Annotated in this window: 26 protein-coding genes and 2 pseudogenes; 4 read left to right on the forward strand and 24 right to left on the reverse strand. The window is 56.1% G+C overall.

Features of this window, described 5'->3' with window-relative positions; all coding sequences use genetic code 11:
• Nucleotides 1–211: 211 nt before the first annotated feature.
• From COMA1_RS11695 to COMA1_RS11705, 4 genes are all read right to left on the reverse strand, one after another.
• Entirely contained in the window at nt 212–1,750 is a 1,539-nt protein-coding gene (locus tag COMA1_RS11695) for a sigma-54-dependent Fis family transcriptional regulator (RefSeq protein ID WP_090748632.1), read from the reverse strand.
• 90 nt (nt 1,751–1,840) lie between these two features.
• On the reverse strand, nt 1,841–2,326 hold the full coding sequence (locus tag COMA1_RS11700) for a DoxX family protein (protein WP_090748634.1): 486 nt from the start codon (nt 2,324–2,326) through the stop codon (nt 1,841–1,843).
• Between the two features lies 1 nt (nt 2,327).
• Entirely contained in the window at nt 2,328–2,477 is a 150-nt protein-coding gene (locus COMA1_RS21090; RefSeq protein ID WP_176698005.1) for a hypothetical protein, read from the reverse strand.
• A 284-nt stretch (nt 2,478–2,761) separates the two neighbouring features.
• A complete protein-coding gene (locus COMA1_RS11705) occupies nt 2,762–3,082 on the reverse strand; it encodes a winged helix-turn-helix transcriptional regulator (RefSeq protein ID WP_090748636.1) in 321 nt (106 codons plus the stop codon).
• Between the two features lie 105 nt (nt 3,083–3,187).
• On the opposite strand from COMA1_RS11705, the gene COMA1_RS11710 reads away from it, so the two are divergent.
• Nucleotides 3,188–4,066, forward strand: a complete 879-nt coding sequence (locus tag COMA1_RS11710; protein ID WP_090748638.1) for a pirin family protein — start codon at nt 3,188–3,190, stop codon at nt 4,064–4,066.
• A gap of 115 nt (nt 4,067–4,181) precedes the next feature.
• On the opposite strand, the gene COMA1_RS11715 is transcribed toward COMA1_RS11710, so the two are convergent.
• The 4 genes and pseudogenes from COMA1_RS11715 to COMA1_RS11725 all read right to left on the reverse strand — a co-directional run.
• On the reverse strand, nt 4,182–4,886 hold the full coding sequence (locus tag COMA1_RS11715) for an alpha/beta hydrolase family protein (RefSeq protein ID WP_218055364.1): 705 nt from the start codon (nt 4,884–4,886) through the stop codon (nt 4,182–4,184).
• Nucleotides 4,887–4,946: 60 nt separating this feature from the next.
• Complete coding sequence (locus tag COMA1_RS21400; RefSeq protein ID WP_218055365.1) at nt 4,947–5,156, reverse strand: hypothetical protein; 210 nt, start codon at nt 5,154–5,156, stop codon at nt 4,947–4,949.
• A 337-nt stretch (nt 5,157–5,493) separates the two neighbouring features.
• Nucleotides 5,494–6,369, reverse strand: a complete 876-nt coding sequence (gene hchA / locus COMA1_RS11720; RefSeq protein WP_090748639.1) for a glyoxalase III HchA — start codon at nt 6,367–6,369, stop codon at nt 5,494–5,496.
• 131 nt (nt 6,370–6,500) lie between these two features.
• Nucleotides 6,501–6,932 (reverse strand): annotated as a pseudogene (locus tag COMA1_RS11725) (zinc-binding dehydrogenase); the annotation flags it as partial.
• Here COMA1_RS11725 and COMA1_RS22015 point away from each other — a divergent pair.
• Nucleotides 6,932–7,358 (forward strand): annotated as a pseudogene (locus COMA1_RS22015) (helix-turn-helix domain-containing protein); the annotation flags it as partial. The pseudogenes COMA1_RS11725 and COMA1_RS22015 sit on opposite strands and share 1 nt — an antisense overlap.
• A gap of 572 nt (nt 7,359–7,930) precedes the next feature.
• On the opposite strand, the gene COMA1_RS11735 reads toward COMA1_RS22015, so the two are convergent.
• Complete coding sequence (locus tag COMA1_RS11735) at nt 7,931–8,167, reverse strand: CDGSH iron-sulfur domain-containing protein (RefSeq protein WP_090748641.1); 237 nt, start codon at nt 8,165–8,167, stop codon at nt 7,931–7,933.
• Between the two features lie 263 nt (nt 8,168–8,430).
• Here COMA1_RS11735 and COMA1_RS11740 point away from each other — a divergent pair, with 263 nt between their 5' ends.
• Entirely contained in the window at nt 8,431–10,131 is a 1,701-nt protein-coding gene (locus COMA1_RS11740; protein WP_090748643.1) for a cation:proton antiporter, read from the forward strand.
• Nucleotides 10,132–10,294: 163 nt separating this feature from the next.
• Here the strand turns inward: COMA1_RS11740 and COMA1_RS22020 are convergent, their stop codons facing one another.
• From COMA1_RS22020 to COMA1_RS11810, 15 genes are all read right to left on the reverse strand, one after another.
• Complete coding sequence (locus COMA1_RS22020) at nt 10,295–10,444, reverse strand: winged helix-turn-helix transcriptional regulator (RefSeq protein ID WP_090748645.1); 150 nt, start codon at nt 10,442–10,444, stop codon at nt 10,295–10,297.
• Nucleotides 10,445–10,507: 63 nt separating this feature from the next.
• The gene (wrbA, locus tag COMA1_RS11750; protein ID WP_090748647.1) at nt 10,508–11,107 is read right to left on the reverse strand and encodes an NAD(P)H:quinone oxidoreductase; all 600 of its coding nucleotides are present in this window, start codon (nt 11,105–11,107) and stop codon (nt 10,508–10,510) included.
• Nucleotides 11,108–11,442: 335 nt separating this feature from the next.
• The gene (locus COMA1_RS11755; RefSeq protein ID WP_090748649.1) at nt 11,443–11,781 is read right to left on the reverse strand and encodes a hypothetical protein; all 339 of its coding nucleotides are present in this window, start codon (nt 11,779–11,781) and stop codon (nt 11,443–11,445) included.
• A complete protein-coding gene (locus tag COMA1_RS11760; protein WP_090748651.1) occupies nt 11,778–12,005 on the reverse strand; it encodes a histidine phosphatase family protein in 228 nt (75 codons plus the stop codon). The genes COMA1_RS11755 and COMA1_RS11760 overlap by 4 nt, the downstream gene beginning before the upstream one ends.
• 94 nt (nt 12,006–12,099) lie before the next feature.
• Nucleotides 12,100–13,932 carry a glycoside hydrolase family 15 protein gene (locus COMA1_RS11765; RefSeq protein WP_090748653.1) on the reverse strand — a complete coding sequence of 611 codons (1,833 nt, stop codon included), beginning with the start codon at nt 13,930–13,932 and terminating at the stop codon, nt 12,100–12,102.
• A 148-nt stretch (nt 13,933–14,080) separates the two neighbouring features.
• The gene (locus tag COMA1_RS11770; RefSeq protein WP_090748655.1) at nt 14,081–14,542 is read right to left on the reverse strand and encodes a DUF5069 domain-containing protein; all 462 of its coding nucleotides are present in this window, start codon (nt 14,540–14,542) and stop codon (nt 14,081–14,083) included.
• Nucleotides 14,539–14,706, reverse strand: coding sequence for a hypothetical protein (locus COMA1_RS21095; protein ID WP_176698006.1), 168 nt, complete (start codon nt 14,704–14,706; stop codon nt 14,539–14,541). The genes COMA1_RS11770 and COMA1_RS21095 overlap by 4 nt, the downstream gene beginning before the upstream one ends.
• Nucleotides 14,707–14,736: 30 nt before the next feature.
• On the reverse strand, nt 14,737–16,212 hold the full coding sequence (locus COMA1_RS11775) for a Na+/H+ antiporter (RefSeq protein ID WP_245631026.1): 1,476 nt from the start codon (nt 16,210–16,212) through the stop codon (nt 14,737–14,739).
• A 209-nt stretch (nt 16,213–16,421) separates the two neighbouring features.
• The gene (locus COMA1_RS11780) at nt 16,422–16,868 is read right to left on the reverse strand and encodes a VOC family protein (RefSeq protein WP_090748657.1); all 447 of its coding nucleotides are present in this window, start codon (nt 16,866–16,868) and stop codon (nt 16,422–16,424) included.
• 5 nt (nt 16,869–16,873) lie between these two features.
• Entirely contained in the window at nt 16,874–17,257 is a 384-nt protein-coding gene (locus tag COMA1_RS11785) for a hypothetical protein (RefSeq protein ID WP_245631028.1), read from the reverse strand.
• A gap of 59 nt (nt 17,258–17,316) precedes the next feature.
• The gene (locus COMA1_RS11790; protein WP_090748661.1) at nt 17,317–17,883 is read right to left on the reverse strand and encodes an ester cyclase; all 567 of its coding nucleotides are present in this window, start codon (nt 17,881–17,883) and stop codon (nt 17,317–17,319) included.
• Nucleotides 17,880–18,317: a VOC family protein gene (locus COMA1_RS11795; RefSeq protein WP_090748663.1), complete on the reverse strand. Its 438-nt coding sequence runs from the start codon at nt 18,315–18,317 to the stop codon at nt 17,880–17,882. The genes COMA1_RS11790 and COMA1_RS11795 overlap by 4 nt, the downstream gene beginning before the upstream one ends.
• Nucleotides 18,317–18,982, reverse strand: coding sequence for a DsbA family oxidoreductase (locus tag COMA1_RS11800; RefSeq protein ID WP_090748666.1), 666 nt, complete (start codon nt 18,980–18,982; stop codon nt 18,317–18,319). Before COMA1_RS11800 ends, COMA1_RS11795 begins: the two co-directional genes overlap by 1 nt.
• On the reverse strand, nt 18,979–19,863 hold the full coding sequence (locus COMA1_RS11805; RefSeq protein WP_090748668.1) for a pirin family protein: 885 nt from the start codon (nt 19,861–19,863) through the stop codon (nt 18,979–18,981). Before COMA1_RS11805 ends, COMA1_RS11800 begins: the two co-directional genes overlap by 4 nt.
• Before the next feature lie 74 nt (nt 19,864–19,937).
• Nucleotides 19,938–20,795 carry an NmrA family NAD(P)-binding protein gene (locus COMA1_RS11810; protein ID WP_090748670.1) on the reverse strand — a complete coding sequence of 286 codons (858 nt, stop codon included), beginning with the start codon at nt 20,793–20,795 and terminating at the stop codon, nt 19,938–19,940.
• A 442-nt stretch (nt 20,796–21,237) separates the two neighbouring features.
• On the opposite strand from COMA1_RS11810, the gene COMA1_RS11815 reads away from it, so the two are divergent.
• Complete coding sequence (locus COMA1_RS11815; RefSeq protein ID WP_141654321.1) at nt 21,238–21,603, forward strand: hypothetical protein; 366 nt, start codon at nt 21,238–21,240, stop codon at nt 21,601–21,603.
• Nucleotides 21,604–21,608: the final 5 nt, after the last annotated feature.

Here is a 21,608-nt window from a genome sequence, read left to right on the forward strand (position 1 = left end):
TTGACAACAGAGGAGGATGGGCGTGCTAACCGGCTGGTTGAGTATGGGGATGTGTTTACGTGACGTATCGCGTCCTCTACATGGAAGAGGCTGCGCGTCGAATCGAAAAGCTGGAGGGCGCGGGCTGAAATTGGCAGACTACCGCCGTTACCTCCCCTTTTAACACCCTTGCTGAGTCGGCCACACCAGTAATAGAGTTCAAGCGCAGGCTCTATTCAGGGCGGGTGATACCGAATTTCTGCATCTTGGATTGGAGGGTGGTACGCTTCACCCCAAGCCGAGCGGCAGCACCGGCGGCCCCTCCGACGACCCACTTGGTCTCTTGCAAAGCACGTAGGATGTGGTCGCGTTCGGCTTCTTCAAGAGCCGTCATGGAAGAGACCGTCGACTCATTCGTTGTCTGCAGCTCACTGATTGGTACTTGTAGGTCCGTCCCTTGCGTGAGGATAACGGACCGTTCCACGAGATTTTCTAGCTCACGAACATTGCCAGGCCAGGTATAGCTAGACAGAATCTCCAGCGTCTTGGCAGGAACGGCCTGAATATTCTTTTTCATCCGACCCGCGTAGTGCTGGGTGAAATACCGGACAAGGGTCGGGATGTCTTCCCGTCGATCGCGCAAAGGAGGCATCGTGACTGGAAAGACATTGAGCCGATAGTAGAGATCGCCGCGAAACTGTTTCGCCTCTACCATAGTCTTGAGATCCCGATTGGTCGCGGCAATCAGACGTACGTTGACTCGAACGGTCTTCGTACTGCCCAACCGCTCGAACTCTTGCTCTTGCAAAACCCTCAGCAGCTTGGATTGTAACTCCAGCGGAATCTCTCCAACCTCATCAAGAAAGATCGTGCCTTTATCGGCCAGTTCAAATCGACCGGCTTTCTGCGTGATGGCGCCGGTAAAGGCCCCTCGCTCATGCCCAAACAGCTCGCTCTCCAGCAGGCCGGTGGGAATGGCGGCGCAATTCAACTTGACGAACGTCCGCTCACTGCGGCCACTGAGTCGATGGATGGCCCGGGCAATGAGTTCCTTGCCGGTGCCGGTTTCGCCTTGAATCAAGACCGTCGAATCGGTCGGAGCCACAACCTCCACTTGTTTCAGCACCTGCTTGAGGGCATCGCTGTCACCGATGATATCCTCAAAGCCATGCTCGAGCCGGAGCTCTTCTTCAAGATAGAGCTTCTCCTTGGCCAGCTTATCTTTGAGTTGGGCAATTTCCTGAAAAGCCAGCGCATTCTCCACCGCAACAGCGACCGGATTCGCCACTTGCTGCAGAAACTTTAGATCGGCTTCGCTATAGGCTTCTTTCTCCAAACTTACAAATCCAATAGCACCCAACCGATGTGCCGCCGTGGTGAGCGGCACAAAGCAGAACGAACGTGAATGGTCTTCCTGCATGAAGCGCATCACCTTCGGCCATCGCTTTTCCTTAGCGACATCAGGCACGAGCAAGGGCTGTTGAGTTTCCCACACCACCCCTGCCGGGGTTTCATCAATGGATTCCTCATGACCTCCCACCAGATCGGCCGGTACATTCGCCTGAACGGTATGCAACCGCATGGTGTTCTTCACTGGATCGTATAGGGAGAGCCCGACGAAATTCACTTGTACGACGCGAGGAAGGCGCTGCGCAAGCTCCCGAAAGAGATCGTCAAGATCTCGATGAGCGGAAACGGCTTGCGCCACTTCCAGCAAGGCTTGATAGCGCTCCGCAAGATCCGCACAGACAGAAGACGGTGGTTGATTCATGCGACTCAGTATGGCGCATAATCGAAGAACGACTCAAGAGGAACCTCCTATTCGAAAGATGGCTAGAAAACGTCCTATCTCAAAACAACGTTAGGCGACCTTTCTCAGCGATTGATGCGAAACCGCGTCGGCTCGCTCAAGCCAGCGAGCGATGACCCCATCTAACGCCCACTTCCCTCCGCCAATGAGGACGAGTGTCGCGCTCATCGCGATGATCAGAATGTGATACTCAAACCCTTCTCCCTGCTGCTGGCCGAACCAGTTCATGAAAAACCCCTGCGGCCAATGGACCATCGCGATCGCGCCGATCATGATCACAATGAAACTCGCCGCCGTGAATCGGGTAAGAAATCCTGCAATCAATCCCAACCCGCCGAGCGATTCTCCGATGATGACGAGAAAGGCCACCAGCCATAGCAGCCCCATCTTCTGAGTGAAAAACTCCATCGTTCCGTCGAAGCCGTTTCCACCGAACCAACCCAGTAATTTCTGTGCGCCGTGCGCGAAGATCACACCTCCAAGCCCAACCCGTAAAATAAGACCTGCCCACGAATCGTCCGTTTTAAAGAATGACATGTCACACCTCCCGTCGACGATTGATGGAATCGGGCGACCGCCGATAGGCAGCTACCCTCGCCCTCGTATTCTTGATCAGCAGTCTTGTCATGATGACCGGCAAGGTTGCGAGTAGGCCGTACCATAGACTCCAGAGAACCATCTCATTCATCACGTCACCTCCACGTATGTCTTCGTGCGATGCTGATAAGACCTAGAGCAAGGGACGTTCCAGGTCGCAGCGCCACCGAACTCATCGCCTAACACGTTGAACTCGCCGGGCAGGACAAGCTCTTTTCAATATGGATCGGTTACGCCGCCACCAATGTCACGAAACAGGGGTGACGATAGTTCGTCAGATGCCGAAGAGATTCGGCAGAGGGGTTGAGTCATCGGGAGCCAGACGGATCGCATGGATGGAAATAGGAGATGGGTCCCGCCACTTCTTCACGATCGCTATTTCTCCTTCACGTGCGGATGGGCAACAGCCCACTCATGCATCGCAAGCAAGATGGGTTCGAGGGACTGTCCTAGGGTCGAGAGGCGATATTCGACACGCGGTGGGTTCTCTAAAAAATCATGCCGTTCGACCAGACCGTCGCCTTCCAGTTCGCGCAATTGTTTGGTTAGCGTCCGATGGGTGATGCCATTGAGATCGCGTTGCAACTGGTTAAACCGCCGATCGCCTTTGAGCAACCAATAGATCACTAAGGCCTTCCAACGGCCTGAGATGAGGTCGAGTGTCTGCTCCGTCGGACAACTGATGTGCTTTGCCATAGGCGGTATCCTCCGAGACCGTACTTGAAACCTGTTGAGACGAACCTATACTACTTTTCGATCAGAGATGAAACGTCGAGGCGATGTCTCGAGAAAGGAGCAGCCATGAAGAAGATAGCCGGCATTCTGCGAGCAGACGGGGGTCATTGGGTCGGAGACGGGTTCCCCGTCAGATCATTGTTTTCCTACCACCATGATAGTGCGGACGTCAGCCCGTTCCTGCTGTTTGATTACGCGGGCCCGCATCGGTTCAGCCCCACCGACCAGCCGCGAGGCGTGGGGCAGCATCCTCATCGAGGATTTGAAACCGTGACGATCGTCTATGACGGTGAAGTGGCCCATCGTGATTCGGCTGGGAACGGAGGGACGATCGGACCAGGCGACGTGCAATGGATGACCGCGGCCCGCGGCATCATTCATGAGGAATTCCATTCGCCGAATTACAGCAAAACAGGAGGCCCCTTTCGGATGGTCCAACTGTGGGTCAATCTGCCGGCGAAGGATAAAATGAGCCCTCCCGGCTACCAGGCAATCACCAGCGCAGACATTCCGGTCGTCCCCTTAACGGGTGGAACGGCGCGTATCATCGCGGGTGAATTTCGCGGCGCCCATGGACCAGCTCGCACCTTTACACCGGTGAACCTCTGGGATGTGCGACTCGATCAAGCAACCGATCTCACGCTGGACTTTCCAGAAGGGCACAATGTCATGCTGGCGGTGCTCTCGGGAAGCGTGCTCATTAACGGGACGCAAAAGGCGAATGAGGCAGAGATCGTTCGGCTTGAGCGCGACGGAAAGGACATCACGATCCATACTGATGGCGAGGCGATCGTGCTCATTCTGACAGGCACGCCTATCGACGAACCGGTAGTGGGCTACGGCCCATTTGTCATGAACACGCAGGAGGAAATTCGGCAAGCCGCACTTGATTTCAACAGCGGCCGCTTTGGGCAAGTCACCGCGCCGCAACCAACTGCCCGGTAAGCCTCCTGTGCCAGGATGGTGCGGAGCGGTCGGTCACGCGACGGCGCTCAATCTCCTCGGTGATGGCGGAGGTTTTCCATCCGATCGGAAACCTCCGCCATCACGGCTCACAGGATTACTTCATATGCTTCGCGAAGAAGGCGAGAATTTTCTCAGGGTATCGTCCAAAGTAGTTGTAGCCATCCCTGAAGCGGTGGGTCATATCCTCAACCCAGATCATCTCCTTCTCCTTACTCCCAAGCATCTCGAACGTCTTCTGCCCGTCTTCCGGGTTCTTGGTCCACGCGTCGTTCTGCACCTGAAGCGACAAGTTAGGCATGGTGACCTTCGACGCATAGAGCTGCCCGGCCATCTCGGCAGCCGGGAAAGCGCCCATCTTCAGGAGCTCTAGATCAATGAGCTCCTGATACTGCGCAACCTTCAGCAACTCCGAAAACGCCTGAAAGACCGCCGTCATCGAAGGGACCAGCGGGCTGCACATACACGTGACGTTGGCAAAGAGTTCCGGACGCCTGGCAATGGCATTGTACTGCGAGATGCCGCCCATGCACTGACCGTAGAGTCCGACGGTCATCTTGCTGAGCTGCGGATGATTGTCCACATACTCTTTCACGCCCACACAGTCACGCCACTCCCACTGGCCGATCCCGCAAACACCATTGTTGGCAGCACCGCTGTTGCCGTGATTGCGGAAGTCATAGGTGAGCACATTGTCCCCGGCCTCGATCAGATGCTTATACTGAATGACGAAGTCGATTTCGACCGCTTCAAAGTTGCTCCACGGCTCGCCGAAATGCCCGGGGAATCCCGCGCGGCACATGGGCAACGCGCGATTGAAGATGATGAGTTTATTGCTCTCCCCGCCGTTGGCCGGGATGTATCAGGCTTTAAACGGCGTGCCGTCATCCGATAGGATCGTCAGGTCACGCCATCCCTTTAAATCATAGTCCTTCGGCGTTTTGAAGAGGAAACTGCGCGGCGTTTTGACGATGTTGGTCATCCCCTTGGCCTTCGCATAGTCTTCTTGGGAAATAGTCTTGAGGTGCTCTAAGGCCTTGTCCATTCTCTCTTTGGATATTCTCCCCATCATGACACCTCCTGTGATGTGAGTAACGATGCCTCCTGGCATACCCCTGCGTACACACGGAATGGAAACTCATTGAACTGGACTTGGGCTCGACTTTACCCGTAACTCTGTCTCCTTGATGAACCATTCTCAATCGATTATGTCGACCATTTCATCCGGACTGATTTGCTGCGTCATGCGGCCGCGACGGACGAATTGATGCTCGAACGATTGCACCCCTTGCTCCATGATCGTAGCCCTGAAGACATCGCTAATGCAGGCTCGAACTGACTAACGTAATCGGCTTCTCGCCGTCCCTGTGAGCCAAGCTAAATTTTGCTCAAGATGGAGATCATCTTCCTTAGCCCTGACCGACTTCTTTGAGAAGAGCCTTGGCCGCCGCCTTGCCGACATTATTGGAAGCAAAAGGACTGTCGCCCGTGATGAGCTTTCTATCCTGATGTGTTTGGCCTGTGATGTCGCTGTTGAGAATTTCCACACCAAGTTCTTTTAGCTTTTCGCCGATGAACCACGGCAACGAGCCAGGCATGTACCCAATCTCAGGAGTCTTCTTGTCGATGGCGTCCGGGAAGACGCAAATCTTGTATCCCTTGAAGATGTAGGTGTCCTTCGATTCGCCGACCGCCGCCGCCAGCAGTGATGCCGGGCCATGGCAGAGCGAAATAATATGCTTGTCCTTGTTCATCGCCCACTTCAGGACGGCTTTTACTTCCGAACTCTGTGGAATGCCTACCAGGGCACCGTGGCCACCGGGGATGAATACACCGATATAATGAGAGTCGTTGCCAAGATTCCGTTCGATCACGTCAGACAATTTGAGCGGGCGTTTCATTTTGTCGAGATATTCGTGGTAGATGTTCTGGACTGCCTCGTCCTCCTTCGGCAGCGCCCAGAGTTCCAGCTTGACGGGATTCCCCGACAACGTGGCGATGTCAAAGTCGAACCCGGCTTTATGCAGGTGATACATCGGCAGCAACATCTCGACGGGATGGTTGCCGGTCGAGAACATCGTGCCGTTTTGCATCAACAGATATCGCTCGTCTGTGGCGATAATCAGTACCTTCCATTTGCCTCCCCGGTAGGCGTTTGGGTAGTCCGTGCCGTCAAGATCGGATTTTGCTGACGTGAATTTTCCCAACGAGTAGGGAGAAGGAAAGAAGGCGTTGTCTTCGGCCTGATCGGGAGTGGGTCGTTTGTCGAGTTCTTCGGTCGCCATGGCTTCCTCCTTGTAATGATGTTGTGTTCAATGACGCAGCTAAACCGCATGCAACAGAAGGCGGCGTTCCATTATGCACGGATGCTCCGCTTAAAACACTAGCAAGAATCCCAGCATGAGCCACTCATCCGCTATGTGGATTTGAGCGAAGCCATATCGATAGAAAAGCGGTACTTCACATCGGACTTGAGAAGTCGATCGTACGCTTCGTTCACTTTATGGATAGGGATGACCTCGACATCGGCGGTGATGTTGTGTGTGCCGCAAAAATTGAGCATCTACTGGGTCTCGGGGATACCGCCGATCGGTGAGCCAGAAAGACTGCGACGCCCGAAGATGAGCCCGAAGGCTGAAAGAGCGAGGGGCTGCTCCGGCGCACCAACCAGGGTCAGGTTGCCGTCGCGGCCGAGCATGTTGAGATAGACATTGATGTCGTGCTCGGCGGAGACCGCGTCAAGAATGAAGTCGAAACTCCCGACATGTTTCTTCATCTCGCTGGCATTGCGGGAGACGACAACTTCGTCGGCGCCGAGGCGAAGCGCGTCTTCCTTCTTGTTGAGTGATCTTGGCGCCGATCGTCCTTCGGGAAATATTTTACCGCCTGCTTGTAGGCGATCAAGGTATGCATCTGCGTCAGACGGCATCGGCAGGAAGTCAGAGTCAACAAATCGCTCAGGCCATCTGTTGGTTGAAGGGTAGTTTCACCAGGTCATTCCGCATCGAGGATGCTCGCCAATCATGTCAACATGAGCACCTCCACCTTTCACCATCATTTTCGAACGATGACGGTGATGAGTCCTCTCCAGTACCAAAAGTGGCTGCGCTTGAACGAGGCTCGGCGGCTGATGCTCACCGAGCAGCAGGACGCCACAAGCGCGGCCGTTCACGTGGGGTATGACAGCCCCTCTCAATTCAGCCGAGAGTACAGTCGTTTGTTCGGCGCGCCACCGTTACGCGATATAACAACCTTGCGCGAAATGACCCGTTGACACGTGCCCTCGCGGTTTACCAGTAGTTGCATCGCCTCCTCTCTTTCCTCATTTCGAAGAGCGCTTAGACGACTATGAAAACTGCAGAGGAAGAGAGGGACAAAGCTCCGCGCATACGCCATCAAGCTTAGGGAGGGACGATACCGAGCTTTTGCATTTTGAATGGAGGGCAGTTCGCTTCAGCCCTAAGCGAACTGCTGCACCAGACGGCTCACCGCGTTCGTGTAACGCCCACAAAATTTGCCCCCGCTCGGCCTCTTCCCGCATCGGCGCAGAATTGAGAGCAAGACGAGTATCTGTCTGCAGTTCACCAATAATGTCTTCAAACCCGTGCTTGAGGCGGAGGTCCTCTTCCAGGTAAAGTTTCTCTTTTGTTAGTGTAGTGTTTCTTTAGTCCTTTGACATTGGCCGTTCGCACTGAGCTTGTCGAAGGGCAAGCGCTTTCAACTGATTCCGTTCATGCGGTGCGACGAGCTCACCCCAGAGTTCAACGGGTCGTTCCCGAGACAATCGAAAGACTCACCACGAACGGAAGGTGAATGAATTTATGAGACACTACACTAGCTGTGCCTTCACAGCGTCTGGTGTGTCCCGTCGCAGTACGGGGGTGTCTTGGTCCGCTTACATTGGCACAACGCCACTTCTTTCGTTTCGTCGACCGTAAATTCCATCGGCTCGAACCCAGTCCCTTCGTGCGACCCATCACAGAACGGTTGATCCCTCGATCGTCCACATGTACACCAGTAATAGGTACCTGCTTCCAGGGTCAGGACTGACGGCTCTTTTGCTGCCATGCGCGGTTGTCCCATGAGTACACCTCCCTCTGAATGGTTGAGACTGGCTTGCGCCGCCGAGTATATCGTTTCAGGACTAACTTCGCACGTCCTCTTGAACTATTCCCTTGTGCCTGGGCCTCTCTGGACCATCCCCTCCGGACGAGAACCTCCCCCTGACAGAACGATTAATTCATCAGGGCAACGCCATGTTTCACTCTTTTTATGGTATGTACGTGGCTCCGTATCAGCCATGGGACAGCCCATATCGGGTGCCTGTTCCTTAAGGAAGGGTCACCGTGCAACCCAATCCCGTCTTCTTTGACGACCTTGCCATCGTGTTTCTGGCCGCCGTTGTGGGCGGCATACTCGCTCGGATTGCTCGACAACCGCTCATTCTCGGCTATGTCCTGGGTGGTATCGCCATTGGTCCCTTTACCCCGGGGCCGACCATCTCGGAACCCCACGCCTTTGAGCTGTTCGCAGACATCGGTGTCATTCTCTTGATGTTCTCGATCGGACTTGAGTTTTCCGTCCAGGACCTCGTGCGCGTCAAATGGGTGGCCCTTGCAGGCGGCCTCCTCGGCATTCTTTTGTCGATCGGGTCAGCTCTCGTGATGGGCAACCTGCTCGGGTGGCCGACCACTCAAAGCATCATCATCGGAGCCGTCACGTCCATTGCGAGCACCATGATCCTTGTCCGTCTCCTGATCGATCGAGGAGAACTTCGTTCCATGCATGGACGGGTGATGATCGGCATCGTTCTGGTTGAAGACGTCGCCGTTGTGGCAATGACCGTGCTGATACCGGCCCTCGGAGAGTTTGACTCCGGACGGCTGTTGTTAATCGCTCAGGCGTTGGCAAAGGCCGTGCTCATTTTAGTGCCACTGGGCTACCTGGGTGCTAAGGTTATTCCTCACATCCTGACGCATGTGGCCAGAACCCAGAACCAAGAACTCTTCCTGTTGGTCACCCTGGCCATCAGCCTTGGAACCGCCGCCGTCACGCAGATGGTCGGACTCTCCCTCGCCTTGGGTGCCTTCCTGGCCGGCTTGATCATCAGCGCGTCCGAGTACGCGCATGAAACCTTGGCTCGATTGCTCTCGCTCCGTGACGCGTTCGTCGCACTCTTCTTCGTGACCATCGGCATTCTGATCGACCCACGCATCATCGTCGACAATCTTTCCCTCCTGGTTACGATGATTGGCTTGATCGTCATTGGGAAGTTTTTGACTCGCACCGTCGTCGTAAGGCTGTGCGGGTACCCATGGACGACCTCAACCCTGGTCGGGATCGGCCTCACACAAATCGGCGAATTCTCGTTCGTGTTGATCCAGACCGCACGATCGGCAGGTCAAATCGGCAGTGACGTATACAATGCCACGCTGGCCGCCTCTCTCATCACCATTCTGATCAATGCAGCACTCGTTCGATATGTTCCTCGTTGGATCGGTCGGAGACGTTTGGCCCATGCCCAGCTTGACGCGGCGCCCTGGCCCCCGGAAGGTGACACGCTTCACCAGCATGTCATCCTGTGCGGATTTGGACGGGTGGGCAGCTCACTTGGGAAAGCGTTGGAAGCGTTCAATCTTCCCTATGTCGTCATCGATCAAAATCCAGATGCGATCCGCCGGCTACAGATAAGAGGCACCCCCTGCCTCTATGGCGACTCCTCGCATCGCGAATTGCTGATCAAGGCCGGAACGGCGGACTCGTCTCTGATTATCGTGGCCTTACCTGACATTGAATCCTCTGCCCTCGCGGTGGCCCGCATACGCGATCTCAACGCCAGCGTTCCCATCTTGGCTCGTGTACACGGCCCGGCAGAAGCAGAACGGCTCACCGCTCTGGGAGTGAGTGAGATCATTCAGCCTGAGATTGAGACGTCGGCGACTCTCATCCGACATGCCTTGGCTTGGTTTGGAGTACCGAAGGACCGTATTCTGGACTATGTGGAGCGGTACAGGCAGCCTGTGGAAACCACGAGGCACCCGAGCTAACCGGGCAAAATGCTCATGACTCGACACAAGTATGGTCGCCATGGAGGTACGCGTCAAACCCTGGCCTAGCCACCCATCTCACCCTCACAAGACAGGTCTGCGGTCCAACGTTCCCCGATACCCTGTCGTTCAATCTTGATACCAGCCCCCCTATCCCGCAGGCTTACTGTTGAGTTTGTGTCCTACCCGGACAATAGCCTCGATGGCGAGGTGTCACTTCTCCGCCAAGATCAGTCAAGGCATATTCGACAGTGGGCGGAGAGGTGGCCATCACCTGCCGCGTGAGAATGCCGCCCCGCTCCAGTCGCTTCATGAGTGTGGCACAAAGCCTCAGAAGCGAGTCGGCAGCACACGAAGTGGACCGTTTAGTAGGCTGCTAGCCGAACAGTTTTGCTGCGACTTCGGCGATGCGCCGCCCCTGATAGCGTGCACCTTCCAGGTCGATCTCACTCGGCTGGCGACTGCCATCGGGTCCGGCAATAGTGGTCGCACCGTACGGGGCTCCGCCCACGATATCCTTGTCGTTCATTTGGCCGGCATGCCCATAGTCGAGTCCGACAATCGTCATGCCGAAATGCAGCAGATTGGCAATGATTGAGAAGAGCGTGGTTTCCTGCCCGCCATGCTGAGTCCCTGTCGAGGTAAAAGCCCCGCCCACTTTGCCGTTCAGGGCACCACGCGCCCACAATCCGCCCCCCTGGTCCAGGAACGCCGCCATCTGCGACGAGATGCGACCGAAGCGCGTGCCGGTGCCTACGATGATGGCGTCATAGTGCTCCAACTCGGCGATGGTCGCGATCGGAGCCTTCTGATCTAGTTTGTAATGCGCCTTCTGGGCGACGGCTTCCGGGACAGTTTCGGGCACCCGTTTGATGTCCACGTCTGCGCCTGCTGAACGAGCGCCCTCGGCAATGGCATGCGCCATGGTCTCAATGTGGCCGTAGGATGAATAATAGAGAACGAGAATCTTGGGCATGGTTACTCCTTGAGTGCAATGCGGCGGGATCTGCGAAGCCCCGCCTGCAGGATTACAAGATAATGATCAAACCACCTGACGAAGCAGGTGGACATAGTCTCGGCCAGCGATGTTCTTATCGCCATGGGCATGAACATGCTGAATATGGGGACCGTGGTGATGGTGCTTCTGCTGTCCGTTCATTTTTCCCAATGCTCGACGAACACGAATCAGCCCGGCGCCCCAGGATCCTCAAACAGGTCATAGCTGATGTTCACCGAGCTCGCGACGCGACGGCTCAACTAAGGCGGCAAGGTCGCGCTTGAGGAACCGGCCCCACCGCTACCTCTGGTGCATCATTCCACTTCAATCCTCACTGTCGCTTCGGTATTCAGCGCGTCATGATCTTGGCTCGCCGCCACAAGCTTGATCTCGTGTGAGCCACGCGCGAGTCCCTTGACCACCCCTTTAAACCCCTTTTGATACTCTCCATCCACATAACAATGGATGTGCGTTGCTTGAACGCCCTTCGACAGCCTATATCGCACTTCAACGGAATCTCCTTTTATCACCGAGCCCTGCGCCGGGCTCACGATCGTGAGTTGGCCGCGGTCGTCATCGGCCGTCCAACCGATCGTGCCGCCTCCTAATGACAACAGGCCGATCAGCACTGACATCACAACAACACGAATCATTTTGCACCTCGTTGAATGATGATTGATTCCTGACTTCGCGTGATCGTATTGCTCCAGCGCACCATAACAAACCTCCGTTCTGCCGACATTCCTCCCAACAGGGTCGCCTGGCGCTCGGCTGTCGGAGTCAGCCCGATGTCGGTCCGGCCCGTGTGCCGCATGGACGCACTCCATTCCATCTCACGATGACGAATCAGCTGGATTTGCTGAGTTGGCTCACTCATGTCCTAAATCCCACCCCTCATTCCATCCTCCGCTTCCAATGCCTGCCCTTCCAGCAGATTCTGCCGGTCATCTATCGCGTACTAGCCACCGCCGTCACGACACCTTCATCGCCAAGGCCTGATCAAGGTTGACGGCGGCGCTGATGAAGGACAAGTGAGTAAACGCCTGTGGAAAGTTGCCGAGCGCATCACCGCATGGGCCGATCTCCTCCGAATACAGCCCGAGGTGGTTGGCGTGACCCAACATGCGCTCAAACAACAGCCGCGCCTCTCTCAGTTTGGCGCGATCGACGCGCCCCGCTCGGGTCAATGCTTCGACCAGCCAAAACGAGCATATGGTGAACGAGCCCTCTTCCCCGGTGAGGCCGTCCTCTCCCGTTCCGCTGTCGTAGCGGTAGACCAACCCGTCCGACACGAGGCCTCCGTGTTTCGGCGAACGGTTGATGGCGTCCAGCGTTTTCAGCATTCTCGGATCGTTCGGGGACAGGAAAAACATGAGCGGCATGATGAGATTTGAGGCATCCAGCGCCTCACTGCCGTAGTATTGCACAAAGGCCTGCCTCGTGGAACTCCAGCCCTTCACCATGATCTCCTCGTAGATTTGGTCTCTGACCTGAAGCCAGCGCGCGCGATCCGCAGGAAACGACCGCTTATCGGCCAATCGAAGGCCTCGATCCATCGCAACCCAGCACATCAATTTCGAATACACGAAATGCCGACGGCCGCCGCGCACCTCCCAGATGCCTTCGTCCGGCTGCTGCCAGTTCTCACAGAGCCAATCAAGCTGGTTCCGGATGCGCGTCCACAGTTCATATCCGATCGGCATCACATGTTTGTTGTACAAATACACTGCGTCGAGGAGCTCACCGTAGATGTCCAGCTGTAGTTGGTTGTATGCGCCGTTGCCGATTCGCACCGGTCGGGATCCTCGATAGCCGTCCAAATGATCGAGCGTCTGTTCCGTCAGATCGCGGCGTCCGTCGATGCCGTAAGCGATTTGCAACGATCCATCTGACTCCGCCGCTCGCGCCTCTAGCCATCGCATAAAGCTGACCGCTTCGTCGGTAAAGCCGATCCGCAAGAGACTGTAGAGTGTAAACGCGGCATCCCGAATCCATGTATAGCGATAATCCCAGTTTCGGCCTCCGCCGACGGTCTCCGGCAAGCTGCACGTCGGGGCGGCAATGATGGCACCGGTCGGTTCGAACGTCAGGAGTTTCAGTGTCAGTGCTGAGCGGTACACCATTTCCCGCCAACGACCGGTATAGGTGCATTTGGACAACCAACGGCGCCAATAGTTTACCGTCTGCTCAAAGAGTTCATCGGCTTCACCCGCTGAAGGACAGGGACCTTGGTCTTTGTCGGATTGCATGCCCCCGAGCACGAACACCGCCGCCTGCTCCTCATGTAGGACAAAGACTGCCGCCGCCCCGCGATCATCTGCCGTGAGCGGAATATCCGTCGTAAGCCTCAAGCTAAGATCGGCAGAATGGAAACTCGCGCCTTGTGCGGTAATGATCGTGCGATGAGCTTCCCGCGCATAATCAAAGGCGGGATGACATCGCAGGCGAAACTCCATGCTGCCCTGCCTCACTCTCACCCGACGAATCAGTGAGTGCCGCCAGGCGGAACCGCTCGACAAGCCGGGCGGCATGAAATCTTCGACCTCGGCGATTCCACCCGCCGCGTAGAAGCGGGTCATCAAGATATTCGTATCCGGCCAGTAGAACTGCTTGGTCCTGACCCCCTCGTGCGTGGAGGCAATCTCAAATCGGCCGCCTTTGTCATGATCGAGAACGGCTGCGAACACGCTCGGAGAGTCAAAGTGGGGAAAACAGAACCAGTCGATCGAGCCCCCCATGCTGACGAGCGCCGCCGTGCGCATGTTCCCGATGATGCCGTAATTCTGAATAGGGTGATACGTCATCGGCCGCACCTCCTCTGCGTAGGGCCCCGGTGAATCGACGAAGTCCGAACCGACCCTCGAAGAACGGCTTCACGAGCATGGGCAGATGCCACCCATCGAACACGGTGGAGACGGTCGATGCGCTGTTTCATGTGAACATCTCCCGCCGCTACAAGCGCTTTTCTTCCAGATCGTACACATCAAACCATACGTAGACCGGACGATGGTTGGGCACGAACTTGGGAATATATTCCTCCAGGTACTGCTGTGCTTGGAGGTTCATGTCGCTGAGTCTCATATCACGCAACCGGTTGTTCCATTTCAGCACTTCGTCCGGATCCTTCACCTTGGACCGTTCGGTGATCCATTGAGCGATATCGTCGTCTGTCGCGCCGGTGGCGACCACATCTTTGAATTGCTCCGGCGTGATGCCGGTGAATGCAAACCATTGACTTGCCAAAGAACAGGGCCAATAACTGTACTCGCCGTGCATGTCCAGGAGGAACGCTCGACACTTATCGACGCACCGCGCCGCAATGATATAGCCACCCAGCTTTTCACGAGGGCTGCGCGGGTAGTCTACGCGGAGATCCTTGGCCAACTGTCTCACTTTTTCAAGATTGTCATTCATTGCAGTAATCCTCCTATCGATGTCACTCCTGAACCGACCAACGCCCTGACCTGAGCATGTGCCACACCCGCCTCACGCACCTGTTGCGACACATCGTGATACGACCAAGCAAATCCTTCGCCCATCTCCGATGAGGCCAGCAGCCTCCGCCTTGAATCCCTCACGCCAGACCAATCCTTGTTTGAATCTGCCTGTCACCCGGTGACGCGCCGTTCCCCTATGCCGAGGCGAAGCGCCTCGATATCCAGTTCGTGTTCCAGGCGGTGCAAGACTTCGTCGCTGATCGCGCCGTCGTCACGGAGCCGAATCAAGGCTGATCGTTCAGCCGCTAACGCGGCTTCTCTGAGCCGAAGCAGCACATCACGGGTCTCTTGTGTACACTCGGTGGCAACGGTCCCATTCGGCGCGAATCGCTCCAGCCGCCGGTCATAATGGACCCGCAATTGATCGAGATGGTCGGGCTTCGGCCAGGTTTCGTTCTTCAATTCGCTGAGCCGCGACAGGGCTGCATCGGCGGCATGCCGACGTGCATGCCGCTCCTCTTGTTCTCCTTCCACCCCTTCCGTGATGCCGAGTCTTCGGATGAGCGGCGCCAAGGTTAATCCTTGCAGCACCAACGTGGCCAAAATCACGGAGAAACTCAGCAGAATAATTTCAGCGCGAAAGGGAAACGGAGCCCCTGAGCTGGTCGACATCGGTAAGGCCATCGCGCCGGCAAGCGTGACGATGCCCCTCATGCCTGTCCATGACACCAGAAAGAGAGCCGGCCACGGCGGCATCGGATCACGCGCACGAAGCGACGCGCTGAGCCAACGAGGAATCATCGCGGCCAACGGCACCCAGCCCAGCCGCACCAGGATAGCTGTCACGCTGATCAGTACACCACCAAGAATAAGGGATCCCACGCGATCAGTTGGAACGGCCGCCCGCAACGCGCCAAGCTGGAGTCCGATCAGGATGAAGATCACACCGTTGAACAAAAATACGAGCACATTCCAGACCGCTCGTCCCTGAAGCCTCGTCGACGGAGCCACGATCCGGCTGATGTGCTGCCGCAAATATAAACCTCCCGTCACACATGACAACACTGCGGACGCATGAATGGATTCACCGAGGACCCACGCCACATAGGGTGCCAGCAACGTGACCGCGATCTCGGTGGAACTTTCGCCGATGACTTGGAGCGCCCATCGCGTGACCAACCCGACCAGCAACCCGACGGCGATACCTGCCACGGCGGCATACAGGAATTGTAAGAGCGTGTCTCCGAAGACAAACGATCCGCTGACGGCTGCTGCCACAGCGGCCCGATAGAGCACGAGGGCCGTGGCATCATTGACCAGACTTTCGCCTTCCAGGATGGTCACGATGCGACGCGGCATATTCAGCCGTTTCCCGATCGCCGTCGCAGAGACGGCATCCGGTGGAGACACAATGGCCCCGAGCGCAACCGCCTCGGCCCATCCGAATCCCAACAGAGCATGAGCCGCTGCAGCAACCGCCGCAGTGGTAGCCAACACAAGCCCCACGGCTAAGAGCGAGATCGGCCGAATGTTGTCGCGAAAATCCCGGAGCGACGTAAAGTAGGCGGCTGCCCACAGAATGGGCGGCAAAAATACCAGAAAGACCAGATCCGGGTTCAGCGTGACCGTCGGGATGCCTGGCACCATGGCCAGCACCAGTCCGCCGATGACGAGTAAAATTTGGATAGGGGATGAGAATGCGGCGTGCAATCGTCGTCAGCGCGAGCACAACGGCGAGCAGCAGAATGATGAGTTCCAGTTGATGTAGACTCTCCATCTATTGCAACAGACAGTACATTCAATTGATTGCGGGCAGTGACTCTCAGACGATTCGTCGTCGTCTTCTTTCAGCTTCCTCAGAGGCGCAACGGTTTGATCGGCGACACGACCGCTGTCGGATCATTCTTCCAAATCGACTCGTCGGCATCCACGTAGACTTCAACTTCGTTCCCATCCGGATCTTTGAGATAGAGACTTTGACTCACCGTATGGTCGCTCATGCCGTCAATGGAAATCCCGGCTTGTTCCAACTCCTGCTTGGCCTGACGCAGCTCCTCAAGACTATCCCCAACCTTGACCCCGATATGGTAGAGCCCTCTGCGACACCCTGTCGGAGGCCCTGGAGCATCCCCGACTTGGATCAACAACAGTTCATGATGTGTGCGCCCAGATGTCAAGGCAACGGCAGTTCCGTTAAAAATTCTTCCAACCTCTTTGAACCCTAGCAAACCTTGATAGAAGCCGAGAGACTGTTTCAAATCTTTCACATAGAACACAACGTGGCCAAGGTAATGGGCTTTCATCAGACTCACCTCTTGCTGGAAATAGATTGACCCAACAGCGCTTTAACCGAAGCATGTGCCAGCACGACATCGGGGCTCCGCTGCAGCGCATCGTAATATTGCCGAGCGAACCCCTCCCCTTCTTCGGCCGGAGTGAGAAGCGCCTGTACAGACTTCAACAGGTCCCGAAATATCTCACCGTCTGAGACTGCATCCGACTCGCTGAGTTCATCAAGCTCGGCGATGGACTGGGAAAGCGGACGCAACCAGGCGAACCACGCATCGTTCAACGCGAGTTGCAAAAACTCGCCGTTCGATGGAATGCGCCCGTGCACACGCTCATACGCCACTCGCTCATCGTCGAGCAAGGCTTTGTGCAGGCGAAGTAACTCCCTACAAATACTATCCAAAGAGGCGTCCCTGCTTCTTTGCTTCCACATGACAACCCTTCAGAGCCTGGAACAGTCCATCATTGCCGGGCCAGTCCTAACTGCTTCATGAACGTCTGGTTGTCCCAGAATAGCCACTCCTCAGCCATCGTGGTGCCCTCCCAACGGCCGATGGTGACCATGTCCAGCTTGAAAGATTTTCCCGTCGGTGCGATGGTCTTCCCACCCCCACTAGGCATCGGCCGTGTGAAGGTGCCCGTCATGGTACCCATCACTGCAGTCCAATTGCCTGATGCGATGCGGATCGGGTGATCGACAATCTTGTGATCGGGTGCAAACACGAACAGGGGCTTGAGCGCTTCGATGTGAGGATCCAACCCCTTGGTGGTGCTGCCGTCAGGATAGTGAACGATGATGTCCTTCGCATGGCTCCTTCCGAGTTGGTCCCACTTTTGACCGCTGTATACGTTGAAATCAAGGTCATCAAAGTTCGCCAGGTTTGCAGTTTCAACCTGTCGTTGTCGCTGAACCTCGGCGAGTTGCTGCTGCAGCAGCTCAATATCGGCATTCGATTGTGCCAGGACGATGCGTGGAGAATCAGCCAGCAGGACAAGGCCGAGCGCGGCAAAATACATCCGTAGCTTCATGAGAGATACCCTTTTCCTCTCCTTTTCGGGGCGAACATAATCCCCGCTTTTTGCACTTCCTGATACGGAAGCAGCCACACCAACGATTCATCGCTGAGATCTCCGACTTGAATGCGGTTGCCCCATGGATCACGAAAGTCACAGCGGAAGTCCGGATGCAGCTTTAACTTATACTTCTTCGTCAGCTTCTGCCGAACTTGTTTGATTTGTTCCGCATCGCGGACCATGAGCCCAAAATGTTTCGTTCGATCCGGCTGCAACGTCTCGACTTCAAAAATCGCCATAAACTGATGCTCGCCGAGCTTGCACCAGACCGCGCCTTCCCCCCCGCGCAGCATCTTCAGCCCAAATACATCCTGATAAAACTTCGCCGCTTTCTTGGCATCCGTCACTTCGATCACGACGTGGTTGCAGCCATAGACCTGAACGGCCATTACCCACCGGCCTTTCCCACCGCCGAGCCTGCGGCACTCTCTCTGAAAGCCGCCACCAACTGTTCAGGAGGCTGTGCCCCGGAAAGAGCAGAGGTTCCGTTGATCACGAAATAGGGAACGCCTCGAATGCCCAACCGATGCCCTGTCGATTCCTCCACTTTCACCTCTTCGACACCCTCATCGCCCGCCAGAAATGTTGCGGCGATGGCTCGATCGAATCCCGCATCAGCAGCGGCTTGTGACAAAGTGTCGATATGCCCGATATCTCCGCCCTCCAGGAAATAACGGCGAAAGAGCATCTCAACCATTTCATCCTGTTTCCCTTGCCGTCCCGCCCACCAGACCAGGCGATGCGCGGTGAAGGTATTGGGCGTGCGTGTCATCCGCTCAAAGGCGAACCGGATCCCTTCGGCAGCACCAGCTATCGAAACCTGGTCATAGATCGTTCGCGCGGCGGCAGGACCCCCGAACTTCATGTCAAGATATTGTCGTCGATCCATTCCGTTGCGCGGCATGGTCGGATTCAATTGAAATGGTCGCCAACGGACGTTCACAGGCGCACCATCCCAAACCTGTAGCGCCCTCTCAAGCCGCCGCTTGCCCACATAACACCAAGGACAGATGACATCGGAATAGATATCGATACTCAGTACTCGTTCATTCATGACAAATGCCCCATTTTGCCCGCCTTGTAGTCCTCGAGCGCTTGAACGAGCTCAATCTTGCTGTTCATGACAAACGGGCCGTAGCGCGCGATCGGCTCCTTGATCGGCTGGCCGCTCAAGATCAAAAGCCGGCTGTCCTCACGAGCCTCAATGACGACCGACGCCCCTGCCCGCTTGCAGACGATCAATTCCGCTTCTCCGGCATCGTTCGAGCTGTTTGCCGACACCAGTCCTCGCACGATAAAGAGGGACGTATTATGCCCATCAGACAAAAACACCTCTGCACGTCCTCCGGCGACCAACTCCAGATCATAGAGTTCAATCGGCGTCACCGTCCTGGCCGGTCCTTTGTAACCCTGGAACGCACCGGCAATGACGCGGAGACGACCTGCCCCTCCCGCTATCTCAACGGTTGGGATCTGGGCCTTCAGAATCGTCTGGTATCTGGGCACCGACATTTTCTGCGATCGGGGCAAGTTCACCCACAGTTGAATGGCCTGAAAGATCCCACCCTTCGTCGCCCAATCAGCCTCATGCAACTCTTCGTGCACAACCCCGGACGCCGCTGTCATCCACTGCACATCGCCCGGGCCAATCACACCGGCATTTCCGGAGGAATCTCGATGCGCCACAGCCCCCTGATACATAATCGTGACGGTTTCAAAGCCTCGGTGCGGGTGTTCACCCACCCCACGAGGATGGTCCGTCGGCTCAAACGCCTGTGGGCCCGCATAGTCCAACAGGAGAAAGGGATCGACAGCTTGGTCCAGCTCGTTGCTTGGGAAGAGATTCCGCACGGGAAATCCGTCACCGACCATATGGGCTGAGCCAGGCCGATAGACTCCGAGCACCTCTTTAGGAACCAGCGTGCTTGTCGTCATGATGTCCTCCTTACCCTACATGCTTCATGAACGTGCTCGTGTAACCCTGGAGAAGCCTCTCGAATCAGCTCAAGCTACACCATCCCCCGTAACGCTTCGGACAAGGTGACCGTGCCTCGCACGAGCTTGGCTGGGAATTCGTATCCAACGGCACCCTTGGAGAACGCCGTGTACATTTCTTCAAACAATTTCGCCGCTTCGTCAGACAACCCAAACGACTTGAACGTCGGCACCACCGCACTCAGGGGCGCATGTTGCGCCGTGACCGGCTTACCCAGCAGCTGCCCCAGCGCAGCGGCCACCTCATTGGGGCTGTATTCTTCCGGTCCAGCCAATTCCACGATTTGTTTTCCTCGCCCACCGGCCATGAGCTGCTCTGCGGCAATTCGACCGATATCGTTGGTCGAGATCATCGGAATCTTGACTGGAGGGGCGATGAACGTCGGTAAGTCCCCCTGGGCCTTTGCCGCTCCGATGACCGGCGCCCAATTTTCCATAAAGTAGGGCGGCCGCAGAATGGTGAGGTGCTTCACGGCACCTTCCAGTTTTCCTTCACCGTAATGGACCGCCCTGATAGGGCCTGTCCCGCTCGGCAACTGACCACCGATGGAAGAGAGATACACCACATGACTAACCGCACTTTTCTTGACCGCCTCTGCGGCTCGATCCATGCGGGCCTGTTGATCTGACAACCAGGCGGTCGCCCCATAATTCGGGGGCACCATCAGATAGAGACCTGTGGCTCCCTCAAAGGCCTTGGTCAAGGCCGGCACATCATCTAACGATGCGACCGCAACATCTGCGCCTTTTGCCTTCCACCCAGCCCCCTTGTCAGCCGAACGGACGACAATCCGCACCGACTGCTTCTGATTCAGCAATGTTTCCACAACCGCCGATCCTGTATTCCCTGTTGCACCAAGCACGACAAACATAGTGAGCCTCCCCTTCTCGTTTCGTATTAACGCAATCCTTCTGCTCTGTGCGGTAAACCTGTCAGACTACACATCACGCCTCTCACCACGACCACCGGAACAGAGTCACCATGAATCTTCACTATCGCAATAGGCATTCCAGTTTGGCTTCACCGACAAGAAGGGCTCAATCCCGTTGTAACTCATAGTTTTTTGTCGGGTGCGTCCAACAATTGGACAGAAAAGAGGATGATTACGAGTGGCGATAGACCGGCACCGTGCCGAATAGTCGGCTCCGGTCTGCTAGTCTTATCCTAGCCTTTAATGGGAGGCGCGAATGACCGCTTCACATACTCGCATCGGGCTTCGATCCCTCATTCTCATCCTGCCAGTGGTGATGACTGCTCATTCCGCATTCGCCTCAGATGAGCGCTCACTACCCTCCCGGGTCGGTTCCGTGAGAATGTCCATCTCCACGTATGAACGGATTCCGATCGCCGCACTATTGGCGCATCCGGATCGCTATCAGATGAGGGACGTACGAATCACCGGGACCATCATCGCGCTTCAGACAGATATCGTCCCGAATCGGATGATCTGCGGAAGCCCTCACGAACGGACAACGCTGACCTTGGAGGACGAGAGCGGACAAATCGAGGTGATTGACCAAGGAGCCTGCGGGAAAAACGTGGGGGCACTGAAAGCGCCGATGGTGAAGGCAGGGGAACAGGTTGATCTGCTTGTCCAGATTATGGTGACGAAGAATCCAGAGTCCAGAGAAACACTATTGGAAACAACGATACGGTTCCTGGACCGTGTGCGATACTAAATGTT

Source organism: Candidatus Nitrospira nitrosa (genome assembly GCF_001458735.1).
GTDB classification, from domain to species: Bacteria; Nitrospirota; Nitrospiria; order Nitrospirales; family Nitrospiraceae; genus Nitrospira_D; species Nitrospira_D nitrosa.